The organism is Bacteroides sp. OM08-11, assembly GCF_003438665.1.
In the GTDB taxonomy this organism is placed as follows: Bacteria; Bacteroidota; Bacteroidia; order Bacteroidales; family Bacteroidaceae; genus Bacteroides; species Bacteroides cutis.
Window position 1 is genome coordinate 289,876 of sequence record NZ_QSTJ01000003.1, and the last position, 12,324, is coordinate 302,199.

At 43.9% G+C, this 12,324-nt stretch carries 6 protein-coding genes; 3 read left to right on the forward strand and 3 right to left on the reverse strand.

The window, feature by feature from the left end:
• The first annotated feature begins 28 nt into the window (after window positions 1-28).
• Window positions 29-2,176, forward strand: coding sequence for a methylmalonyl-CoA mutase (gene scpA, locus DXC10_RS07735; RefSeq protein ID WP_101543910.1), 2,148 nt, complete (start codon window positions 29-31; stop codon window positions 2,174-2,176).
• 358 nt (window positions 2,177-2,534) lie between these two features.
• Here scpA and DXC10_RS07740 read toward each other — a convergent pair whose 3' ends face one another.
• A complete protein-coding gene (locus DXC10_RS07740; RefSeq protein ID WP_117737631.1) occupies window positions 2,535-3,221 on the reverse strand; it encodes a DUF6250 domain-containing protein in 687 nt (228 codons plus the stop codon).
• Between the two features lie 48 nt (window positions 3,222-3,269).
• A complete protein-coding gene (locus DXC10_RS07745; RefSeq protein WP_101543914.1) occupies window positions 3,270-5,747 on the reverse strand; it encodes a DUF4962 domain-containing protein in 2,478 nt (825 codons plus the stop codon).
• Window positions 5,748-6,074: 327 nt separating this feature from the next.
• Between DXC10_RS07745 and DXC10_RS07750 the strand changes: the two genes are divergently transcribed.
• Window positions 6,075-8,657 carry a DUF4962 domain-containing protein gene (locus tag DXC10_RS07750; protein WP_117737632.1) on the forward strand — a complete coding sequence of 861 codons (2,583 nt, stop codon included), beginning with the start codon at window positions 6,075-6,077 and terminating at the stop codon, window positions 8,655-8,657.
• A 133-nt stretch (window positions 8,658-8,790) separates the two neighbouring features.
• The gene (locus tag DXC10_RS07755) at window positions 8,791-9,672 is read left to right on the forward strand and encodes a hypothetical protein (RefSeq protein ID WP_117737633.1); all 882 of its coding nucleotides are present in this window, start codon (window positions 8,791-8,793) and stop codon (window positions 9,670-9,672) included.
• 72 nt (window positions 9,673-9,744) lie between these two features.
• Here DXC10_RS07755 and DXC10_RS07760 read toward each other — a convergent pair whose 3' ends face one another.
• The gene (locus DXC10_RS07760) at window positions 9,745-12,198 is read right to left on the reverse strand and encodes a DUF4962 domain-containing protein (protein WP_117737634.1); all 2,454 of its coding nucleotides are present in this window, start codon (window positions 12,196-12,198) and stop codon (window positions 9,745-9,747) included.
• Window positions 12,199-12,324: the final 126 nt, after the last annotated feature.

A 12,324-nucleotide genomic window follows, 5' to 3' on the forward strand; every position in this document is an offset into this window, starting at 1 on the left:
GACCGTAGGGAATAAATCGTAAACTAAGATGAGAAAAGATTTTAAAAATTTAGATATATATGCTGCATTCAAACCTGCTAATGGTGCTGAGTGGCAGAAGGCTAACGGTGTGAAAGCCGACTGGAAAACTCCGGAACACATCGAAGTGAAGCCTGTTTATACAAAAGAAGACCTTGAGGGAATGGAACACCTTGACTATGCTGCCGGTATTCCTCCTTATCTGCGTGGCCCTTATTCTGTGATGTACACTTTGCGTCCTTGGACAATCCGTCAATATGCCGGTTTCTCTACCGCTGAAGAATCCAATGCTTTCTATCGCCGTAACTTGGCTTCCGGACAGAAAGGCTTGTCGGTGGCATTCGACTTGGCTACTCACCGTGGCTACGACCCCGATCACGAACGTGTAGTGGGCGATGTAGGTAAAGCCGGTGTATCGATCTGTTCGTTGGAGAACATGAAAGTGCTTTTCGACGGTATTCCTTTGAACAAGATGTCCGTATCCATGACAATGAACGGTGCGGTGCTCCCGATTATGGCTTTCTATATCAATGCCGGTCTGGAGCAAGGTGCCAAACTGGAGGAGATGGCAGGTACTATCCAGAATGATATCTTGAAGGAATTCATGGTGCGTAATACGTATATTTATCCGCCTGCATTCTCAATGAAGATTATCTCTGATATCTTTGAGTATACTTCCCAGAAGATGCCTAAGTTCAACTCTATTTCTATTTCGGGCTACCATATGCAAGAAGCAGGTGCCACGGCAGATATTGAGTTGGCTTATACCCTGGCCGACGGTTTGGAATACCTCCGTGCAGGTGTTGCCGCCGGGATAGATATCGATGCTTTTGCACCGCGTCTGTCATTTTTCTGGGCTATCGGTACCAATCACTTCATGGAAATAGCCAAGATGCGTGCTGCACGTATGTTGTGGGCTAAGATTGTGAAGCAGTTCAACCCGAAAAATCCGAAGTCATTGGCATTGCGTACGCACTCCCAGACTTCCGGTTGGTCACTGACCGAACAAGATCCGTTCAATAATGTGGGGCGTACTTGTATTGAGGCTATGGCTGCGGCATTAGGCCATACCCAGTCGTTGCATACCAATGCGCTGGACGAGGCTATTGCGTTGCCGACCGACTTCTCTGCACGTATCGCGCGTAATACTCAGATTTATATCCAGGAAGAAACTTACATCTGCAAGAACGTTGACCCATGGGGTGGTTCTTATTATGTAGAAACTCTTACCAACGAGCTTGCTCATAAGGCTTGGGAACTTATTCAGGAAATAGAAAAACTGGGTGGTATGGCTAAAGCTATCGAAACCGGTATTCCTAAGATGCGTATCGAAGAGGCTGCCGCACGTACGCAGGCTCGTATCGACAGTGGCTCACAGACTATTGTAGGTGTAAACAAGTATCGTTTGGAAAAAGAGGCTCCGATTGATATTCTTGAAATTGATAATACGGCTGTTCGCCAAGAGCAGATTGCCAATCTGAAGACTTTGAAAGAAGGTCGTGACGAGGCTGCCGTTCAGAAAGCACTGGAAGCTATCACCAAATGTGTAGAAACGAAGGAAGGCAATTTGTTGGAATTGGCAGTGGAAGCTGCCCGTGTTCGCGCTACTTTGGGAGAGATCTCGTATGCTTGCGAAAAAGTTGTAGGACGTTATAAAGCTGTAATTAGAACTATATCAGGCGTGTATTCATCAGAAAGTAAGAACGACAGCGATTTCCACAGAGCTTGTGAACTCGCTGATAAGTTTGCGAAGAAAGAGGGACGTCAGCCCCGTATCATGGTTGCCAAAATGGGTCAGGACGGTCACGACCGTGGCGCCAAAGTTGTAGCGACCGGGTATGCCGACTGTGGCTTCGACGTAGATATGGGACCATTGTTCCAGACTCCTGCCGAGGCTGCTCGTGAGGCGGTAGAAAACGATGTTCATGTAGTGGGTGTTTCTTCACTGGCTGCCGGACATAAGACTTTGGTTCCGCAGATAATTGAAGAACTCAAGAAGTTGGGACGTGAGGACATTGTTGTGATTGCCGGTGGTGTAATTCCCGCACAAGATTATGACTTCCTTTATAAAGCCGGTGTGGCTGCTATCTTCGGACCCGGTACTCCGGTTGCGAAAGCTGCTTGCCAAATTCTTGAAATCCTGTTGGATGAAGAATAAACAATGAAGTGAAATGTTAAAAAGGGACGGAATACTTTTGCAATTCCGTCCCTTTTTATTAATCTGTGTTATATAACATGCTTTTTTTCTTGGATATTTTGCAGATATGACAGAAGTCTATATCTTTGTAATGTGTTTTTCATAGTATTAGATTTAAGGTTAACAAAAGGTTGGAGTACGGCGGTACTCCTTTTTTTATGTTTATATGTGAAACTTGAACTTTTACTTTGCGATAACTTAGTCCTTTAAATCCAAATATCTTTTCATTGCCTACAGATAATAATAATCTGCATAATAATTTCGGTATAGTCAAAATATTTCTTGCCGTGGGGAGTTTTTTTTCATGCCATTAAATATTTTAGTGAATTTTGTTAATCTGAAAGCCTGCGAACAACACATGGTTTTCCAGAAGGCGCAATCCGAAATGTCCATCTCCCTCACGTTCTTTTATAGAGAGCCGGAACAGCTCTTCCCCATTAATACGATAGGAGGTAATTCCTTTTTCTACGCGGATTTGGATATGATACCATTGGTCGGGTAATAACAGATGTGCCTTGTCTGTGTACTCCTTGATGACGGGCCGTGACAATGTGTCATCGGTTTTAGCCGTACTGCCGAAGTATCTGCGGAAGCGGGTGGTAGAGTTGTGATTTCCGCCATAGCCCACATAGAACAGAGTCAGTGTTTTATAATGCTGGAAAATTCCATTTCTCCATCCGCTGCGTGCAAAGAAGTTACCGGGATTTTCGGGGTCGTTGGCACCCCAAAAACAGTTTAAGTCGCTGAGACGGTCGTACTGGCTACCCTGCATCGGCATTTTAACATGATAACTAATTTCATAGTCGCCTGTCAACCTTTGGTTATACCACATGGTAAGGCCTTTGGGGGTGGTTATCTCCAGGGTATCCTTGGATACGAGTATCTGCATTTTTCCGGAATGGTCTTCTATAGTCCAGTTCTTTAAAATGATCTGAGCCTGTATTATGAAAGGAAATAATATAAAGATACTTCCTGATAAAATACGATGTATGATGTTGCTTGTCATAAAGTAGTTTGATTCTAATTTTTAATCGATATGTATTGGGAGCATTCTTTACTTGTCTTTCATCTCTTTTGTTTCCCATTTGTCATTGAAGCGGTCGTATAGGATGGATGCATACTTGTCTTTACATTCATATACTTTGCCGTTGATGACCGGCTTTGCTTTTCCATAGCTAAAAGTGGCTTGCGACTTGTCGTTGTGAATAAATAGGCTTGCTGGGCGTTTAGTGTCCAGTTCGGCATTGATTGCCCAATCACCACATTGGAAATTGTTCCCGTCGGAGTGGAATATCTCGACAGCGTTATTTCCATCGGCCTCTATTTGTATGATAGTCAGGATACGGTTTTTCTTTCCGGGACCGAAACTGGCGGTTAAAGACCAGGGAGCAGTAAAGTCTTCACCACGCACGGCATTCTTTTGGTTGGGGGGAGCCGCAAATTTATCCGTTTGGGTTATCATGCATTTTTGTTCGCTGAACAAACGGGCAACAGACTTATACCGGTTGGTTTTGTCTTTAGTAGTCAGCGTAGCGGTTGATACATCAATATCAAACTTAACGGGGCTGTGTAATAACCAATCCCAATTGACAGCCTTATCGGCTTCCAGTTCGTCATAGATAACCACGATATTGGGATGTAACAAGAAGATATGACGGAGATATTTCCTTAGAGGAGTTTCTCCGAAACCATTCTCGCGCGATTGTTTTAGGTTATGATTAGCGAAATTCTTCTGCCACATGGGGTACTCGCTGATGCCACAATATGCATTGGAAGCGTCTCCTAAGGCGTATGAAATATGTTCGCCGTTGAACATGCGTAGTATGTTTCCGTAGGCGCGCGTTGTGAAAGGTTGTCCTATGCCGTCAATCAGCAATGTGTTGTGGGCGCGTGTGTTACGATAAGACAATAAATTGTGCGGATCGGAGAAGTTCATGTAATGTCCTACTGCATGATAGATGGCTTTCCCTCCATAATGCAGGTTGAAAGCATTCTGGTTGGAGTGCGTATGGCTACCCGAACCGAAAGGGCTGGAACGGAAACTCAAACTGATGTTGTGTTTATAATCTTTTAAATTACTATTGGCAATCATCTCGCCACAATCTTTGAACCATACAGCTTTGGGCAGACTGTCGGGTACTTCTGTACATTGAGGACGCTGTTTCCCGCTCGCCATACGATATAGGCGGGTTTCTGTTTCGGTTTTGTAACGGTCATTGATATTTGAATACCAGGTGGCATACGGGTCGCCCGTGTTACGTGCCAGAAAGTCGGCAAAAGCACTGCGGATGCGCAAAGGCTTGCCATTGTTCTTTTCGTGTCCGTCGCCAAAACCGGCACTGAGTGATTCTGGTTGCCAGCTGTATAGCATGGCAAGACCGACATTTTTATACCAAGGGTGTTGCATGAAATCGGTCTTTGTAAGATAGCTGAACAAACTGGGAACGTATGCCAGGGTTACGGCATTGGCACTGAAATAGCTGGTACCGTTGTGCCAGATGCCGTCACGGTTAAAGCCGGAAGCCGGTGCACGGGCGGTCCAGAGTTCATAACTGTATTCCAGATATTCTTTGGCAAGCGGATATTTGTCATACATCACCAGGGCAGCCTGCATAAAGTGGCGGAAAGCGAACTGCCAGAAATGATTGTCGAAGAGGTGAGTTTCCTCGTGCCCCAACATACGTCCTTGGTAGTATCGTGCCAACACATTCATGATGATATTTTCTATCTGTTTACGTTCCTCCGGTTTAAACCGGTCATAGCAATTCTCGTATGTGCAGGCCAATGTATAAATCAATTCACCTGCATTGAAATCATTGTTGATGACTTTGGTATCAGGTTCTACAGCCAACAGGCAACGTACGTTTTCTACCATTTTATTGGCATATACATCCAATTGCAACATTTGGTAGGCTGTATTCAGGTTGTCACAATATTCGCTTATCCGGGTGATTTGCCTATAGGGTTTGGTATCGTTGGCATAGTTCGTACTGAGTGCGGTACGCGAGTCATTTATCATATTCTCGAACTCGGGATGCTGTCGTACTTCCTTACGGGCATTCTCAAGATTACCATTGAGGAAGCAATAAATACGGGGATATTCTTTGGGTATATTATTCAGGAAAACGCTGAAAGGAGGAGTTACAAACTGGGGAATGGTATCGGTCACATTGAAACGGTAGGTTTCGCTCCAGGGCATCGCTTCACCGGACTTGCTGACGGAACGTACACGCCAGTACCAAGTTCCGTTTTCCAATATCCGATGGGGATTGAACATGCACCACGGGGCAGGAGCCGACAGGATGGAACTGCCGCCCGGGAAGTCCTTGCTTCGAGACAGGTTGAATTGCAGGAAGTCCGATTGCTTCATACTTTGTGGAACAAGTAGAGGGGACGGGTTGATGTACAAGGTATGTTCTTCTTGCGGAAATGGCGTTTCACGTTCATTCTCGTGGATACGCGAAATGTTTCCCGCGCAAATGTCGGCTACTGTCAGGCAAAGGACCATTAAGAATACACTCAGTTGTTTCATGTTATTATATTTTAAAGAATTCCAATATAAAAAGTGATGGAACAAAAATAGCGTATCCGGTCGAAGAACAGTAACAGGAATGTTTGGAGCATTGTCAGTAGATTACAAAAGACTTTCAATCATGTGGAATATACTTTTAATATTGTTGAAGTAGTCTTTTATAGGACTGGATATAGACCATTTTAAAAATGAATAATACAATATTGATAGGTTTGTGAATGATTTCTTCAGTAAAAAATACATAGACGATGAATGGGGTGGATAAAAGTGGGTATTTTTGTATAAACGGAAACAAAGTTATTATTCTCTAATTTAAGAAATACATTTATGAGCAAAATCTTATTTCTAATGATGTTTCTCTTTGTAATTAGTATGCCGGATACATCGGCACAAACCAAAGAGAAGGCGACCATCCGGTTGACCGAACAAAACCTGATGCACGAAATGCGTAAAACCTCTTTACCGCTGAACAATGCGATAGTGTCTGACCGTAAGGTATCCTTTCAGTGGCCTTTACCTAAAGATTTATCTGATAGGGAAAAAGGGGGGATCCGTTATAGATTACGTTATGCGAAATCTCCATCATTTGCTGGTGATATCATCGAAACAGAAACACGTTGGCCTTTCTTCAATCCCGACGAAAACCTAACCCCCGGTAAATGGTATTGGCAATATGGCTATATTACTGAAGGAAAAACGGACTGGAGCGAAATTCTATGTTTCACGGTGAAGGATAATCCTGAAACGTTTTGTCCGCCGTCATTAAAGATCCTGCAAGCCAAGATACCACAATACCATCCCCGGGTAGTACTTGACAGGAATGAATGGGAGAGTATCAGAAAACGTAGTGAAGGTACTGACGACCGTAAATCCTTTATGAGTCGTGCCTGTAAAATACTTGCTGTTCCCATGAAATCGGTGGATGATATCAATACTCATCTTGCAAAAGGATTGAAAAATGAGAAACAGCGCGAGGCTATGCTCACTCGTGAGAGTCGGCGTATCATTGACGCAGAAGAGTCCAATACTGACATTTTGATCCGTGCCTATCTACTCACTAAAGATGAGCATTATGCTGATGAAGCCATAAAACGCGTAATGAAAATCATTACTTGGGGCGATAGTGAAAAAGTAGTGGGTGACTTTAATGATGCTACATTACTCTCCATCGCTTCGCAGGCATACGATGTTTTCTATGATCGGCTGGATGAGAAGCTTCGCCGTGATTTGTTGAACTGCATACAGAAGTATGGTAGTGAAATGTATCAGCACTATCAGAATAACCTGGAAAATCATATCGCAGACAACCATGTGTGGCAGATGACTTTACGTATATTTACCATGGCTGCTTTCAGTGTTTATGGTGAACTGCCCGAAGCATCTGAATGGGTAGATTATTGTTATAATGTGTGGGTGGCACGTTTCCCCGGATTGAACAAGGACGGTGGCTGGCATAATGGAGACTCTTACTTTCATGTCAACATCCGTACGCTGGTTGAAGTACCCTATCTCTATACCCGTCTCACTGGTTTTAACTTCTTCGATGATCCTTGGTATCAAGGTAGCGTTAACTACGTTATCTATCAGCAACCGCCTTTTTCCAAGTCGGGGGGAAACGGTAGTTCGCACCAGAATGTATTGACACCCAGTGGTCCTAGGGTGAGTTATGCCGATGCCATAGCAAAGTTGACGGGGAACTCATACGCAGCGGATTACGTACGTATCATCAGGGCTAAACAGCCTGAAATACTTCAACAATATTGCATTTCCAAGGCAGGTGGACTTGCTTGGTTCCGTATGCAGTGTCATAAGCCTCTACCCTCCGGTATGGGACTGAAGGATATGCCTATGGGATGTATATTTCCACAAACCGGGTTAGCTTCTTTCTCTACTGACCTGAGTAATACTCCTAACAGCGCCATGCTCAGTTTCCGTAGTAGTCCTTATGGAAGTACTTCACATGCCATCGCCAACCAGAATGCTTTCAATACCTTTTGGGCAGGAGAACCTCTCTTTTACAGTAGCGGACATCATATTAGCTTTGTTGATCGTCATAGCGTTTATTGCCATCGTGCCACACGTGCCCACAACAGTATATTGGTGAACGGTATGGGACAACGTATCGGAACAGAGGGATATGGCTGGATACCGCGTTATTATGTAAGCGATAAAATCAGTTATGTGTTAGGTGATGCGTCTAATGCTTATGGTAAGGTTATCTCTCCCCTATGGCTGAAGCGCGGTGAACAGAATGATGTGGATTATTCTCCCGAAAATGGATGGGACGAAACGGGATTGAAGACTTTCCGACGTCACATCATTACTCTGGGTAGTAGCGGTTATACTTTCATATATGATGAACTGGAAGCTTCCGAACCTGTGACTTGGAGTTACTTGCTTCACACCATCACCAATCCAATGGAAATGAATAAGGCAAAAGACTATGTACATGTGCGGGCAGTCAGTAAACATGGACAGTCCGATGCTTATATTTATGCACCGGGCGAGCTGAAGACCGACACCACTAGCCGTTTCTTCGTGGAGCCGGTGAATTGGTTACGTGCCGATGCTGATGGTAACTTCAAGAAATATCCTAATCACTGGCACTTCACGGCTACTTCAGACAAACAGGTAGTCTATCGCTTTGCTACCATTGTCTATACTCATGCCAAGGATGGCGTCGAAGAAGCTGAATTCGCTCCCCGCCTTTTGAAGAACGGCAGTTGGCAGGTGGATGATTGGAATATCCAAGCGAATGTATCGATCCAAGGTGTTCCGTCATTTGAGGTGCGAAATACGGGCAAGGGCAATGAAGCGAGTATCACTTATAAAGATGGTGGTGAAACAGTTGTGTCCGACGGAAAGAGAACGGTGAGATTGAGAGACCAAGTACCCGAATTGGAGATATAGGGAACATGGAGTAATTCGAGCTCTCTTCTTTATAAAGAAGTATTCTCATTCTTGTGGAAAAAGGGTCTGAGGTATAAAATATACTTCGGGATGATAATTGGATATGAGTATTTATATATTAATTTAATAAAAAATGATGAAAACAAAGTATTTAATCCTGGTTACTGTTTTGCTACTGATGGGTGGTTGTATACCGGTGAACAAAGGAGCGAAACAAGTGGGCGAAGAAGAGGCTATGGATACTCTTTCGCAGAAAAAATATGAATATATTTCAACTGTTCGTCTCACTGTGAGTGAGGGCAAACGTCTTATTGCCAAAGGTATCGCTGCCAATAAGGATATACGTGAACGTTTGGAGAATGGAATGATTATCATTACTTTGGGGACTACCAATACCTATATTGCTGAAGAACTTGCCGGGTTTGATGCTCCACGTGGCAGTTTTGTTACCGGGCGGATCTATCCCAGTTCTAAAGAAGATTTTCAGAAAGGGATGAAACGCTGTTCCGAGATTATACTGGTCAAAGGAAAGATAATGGAAATGAGCTATGCGGATGCGCTTGCCAAGATGACCCCCCAGGACATTATATTCAAAGGCGCCAATATGGTGAACTATGCCAAACGTCAGGCTGCTGTATGTACGGGTGCGCCCGATGGAGGTACTGTGGCTCGCTTGCGTCGTTACACTGACAAAGGACAAGGACGCTGGATATGTCCCGTAGGTTTGGAAAAGAGTACAACGCAAGACCTTTTCGATATTCAGAAGATAACGAACGGTAGCCATGCCGAACGGAATAATACAGTGAAGTTGAATGTGACAGAGGGGAATATTTACACCGAGATAGAAGCTGTAAAGGAGTTTGCCGATGTGGATGTATTTGTTACTGCCAGAGGAGGTGTAGATGGTGCTGAGGGAGGCGTATCATTACTGGTATGTGGTCCTAAGGTTGAAGTACAGAAAGTGGAGCTTTTGGTGAAACAGATAAGTGGCGAACCGGATTTCATTGAGAGATGATTAAACGCCGGAAAATAGTTAAATCCCCCTACTCCTTTGTGGGGTAAGGGGATTCATATATAAAATGAAAGTTTATCTCATTTCCCATTTATCCTCAAATTGGTCATATAGTATGGGAGTCTCTTTGTCATGACAGATAAATCTTTTTCCATCGGCTTCTATTTCTTTCCTTCCATAACTGAAAAGAGTGGCATTGTTTTCATTGCTGATTTGTAACCGGGCGGTATGTCGGACATTCAGTTCTGCTTCGACCACCCAGCTGCCAATCTGGAATTTGTTTCCTTCAAGACGTACAATGTTGATAGGATGTTTGTCTGCATTATGTACATGGATAATGGTTAGAATACGGTTGGCTTTGGCATTTTTAAAGTTAGCGGTAAGTGACCATTCTTTACTGAAATCCTCACCGCGTTGGGCATGCGTAGTATCAAAATCTGCAACATATTTATCTGTCTGTTCGATGGTGCAGGGTGTGTTACTAAAAATCTCTGCTACGGCACAGAAATACTCTTTCTGGTTGAGGGTGGTAAGTTTGTTGCCATCGATATCGAACTTCACAGGACTGTGAAGCAGCCAGTTCCATGTTACAGCTTTCGAGGCTTCCAGATCATCATAAATCACTATGATATCGGGATAAAGGAAAAGGATGTGTCGTTTGAAGTTCTTTAAAGGAGTGGCACCAAAACCATTTTCACGCGACTGACAGAGCCCCTGCTGTGAAATCTTTTTGTGCCACATATGTACGTCACTGGTATCACGATAGGCATTTGAAGCGTCTCCCAAGGCGTATGCAATATGTTTACCATTGAATGCATGGGTGATTTTGCCGTAAGCTTGGGGGGAGAATGCCTGGCCTATACCATCTATCATCAGTGTGTTGTGTCCACGCGTGTTACGATAATTCAGCAAGTTGTGCTTGTCTGAATAATTGGAGTAGAAGCCTATGGAACGATAAACCGCCTTGCCACGATAATGCAGGTTGAAAGCATTTTGATTGGAGTGGGTATGATTGCCGGAGCCGAAAGTACTGGAGCGGAAACTCAGTGACAAATTATTCTTGAGATTTTTCAGGTCGGAATTGGCAATCAATTCACCGGTATCTTTAAACCAGATGGCTTTGGGAGCATCGGCGGGTAGTTCACTGTTCCGGGGGCGCGGTTTGTTTAGTACCATACGGTAAAGGCGTGTTTCGTCCTCACGAATATACCCTTGGTTTACAGAAGAATACCAGGCGGCATATGGGTCACCTGTGATACGAGCCAAAAGGTCGGCAAATGCACTACGTATGCGTAAAGGTTTAGGATTAGTCTGCTCGTGTCCGTCACCGAAACCGGCGCTCATGGATCCTGGTTGCCAAGTGTAAAGTAATCCCATACCGGCATTTTTATACCAAGGGTGTTGGAAGAAGTCAAATCCGGTGATATATGAGAAAAGGGCAGGTACATAATAATGTGTAATGGCATTGGCGCTGAAGTAACAGGTTCCATTGTGCCAGTTACCATCACGGTTGAAACCGGATGCCGGAGCACGGGCAGTCCACAATTCATAGAAATATTTCACGTAGGTCTTGGCTTGGGGATATTTCTCATAGAGAACAATGGCGGCTTGAAGGAAATGGCGGATACTGAACTGCCAGAAGTGTTCTTCATAGAGAAAGTTTTCCGGTATGCCTATCATTCCGTTCATGTGTTTGTAGAGAATGTATAGGATGATTTTCTCAATCTTCAGACGTTCGTCGGGGGTGAAGCGCTCATAGCAAGTTTCGTAAGTACAGGCCATGACATAAGCCATGTCTCCGGCATTGAAATCGTTGGCGAGAACCTTCTTATCCATATCGGCATTGAGGATACAACGCACATTCTGTACCATCTTATCGGCATAGAGGTCGCGTTGGAAGAGCTGATAGGCTGTGAGTAGTTTATCGGTGTTTTTGTACAGTTGACCGACTTGTCTGTAAATTTTCGTGTCGTTGCGGAAGTCCATAGACAACGCATCGCGCGATTCGGCAACTACCTCATCATATTCGGGATGTTGGCGAAAATGGCGGCGTGCTTCTGGCAATTGGTCTTGTAGAAAGCAGTAGATGCGGTTGTGTGTTTTAGGGATGTTATTCATGAACTTGTCTAACGTAGGAGTCACGAAGACAGGAGTATTTTTATCTACCGTGAATTGATAAGTCTTGCTCCATGCCATTTGTGTGCCGTCATTGCTGACTGAACGGAAACGCCAGTACCACACCCCGGGCTTTAGTTTGCGATGTGGATTGAACATATACCATGCTAAGGGTTCGGAAAGTATGGTATCCTCACCAGTAAAGTCTTTGTTCGGCGAGAGGTTGAATTGTAAGAAGTCAGCTTCTCTCATATTTTTGGGTACGATGAGAGGAGTAGGATTGATGAAAAGGGTATGTTCTTCTTGCGGAAAGGGAGTCTTACGCACAAACTCATGTACGCTTTTTAGGTCATTTGCATGGATGGAGACAAACGAGAGCGTGAAAATTACTAGTAAAAAAGTTGTTTTATTCATAAATGTCAGCCTTTTTGTTTAATGAATTATTAGATTTGTATGATGTATCTGTTTTAGTTACTGTAAAGATAATGATACAAAATCCTTTTTTACAGAGGCTGATGTTGAATAAAAAGTGGAACAAGT

Coding starts and splice junctions, on each gene's coding strand:
- DXC10_RS07745 (WP_101543914.1), bottom strand. CDS start 5,747: ATGAAACAACTGAGTGTATTCTTAATGGTCCTTTGCCTGACAGTAGCC.
- scpA (WP_101543910.1), top strand. CDS start 29: ATGAGAAAAGATTTTAAAAATTTAGATATATATGCTGCATTCAAACCT.
- DXC10_RS07760 (WP_117737634.1), bottom strand. CDS start 12,198: ATGAATAAAACAACTTTTTTACTAGTAATTTTCACGCTCTCGTTTGTC.
- DXC10_RS07740 (WP_117737631.1), bottom strand. CDS start 3,221: ATGACAAGCAACATCATACATCGTATTTTATCAGGAAGTATCTTTATA.
- DXC10_RS07750 (WP_117737632.1), top strand. CDS start 6,075: ATGAGCAAAATCTTATTTCTAATGATGTTTCTCTTTGTAATTAGTATG.
- DXC10_RS07755 (WP_117737633.1), top strand. CDS start 8,791: ATGATGAAAACAAAGTATTTAATCCTGGTTACTGTTTTGCTACTGATG.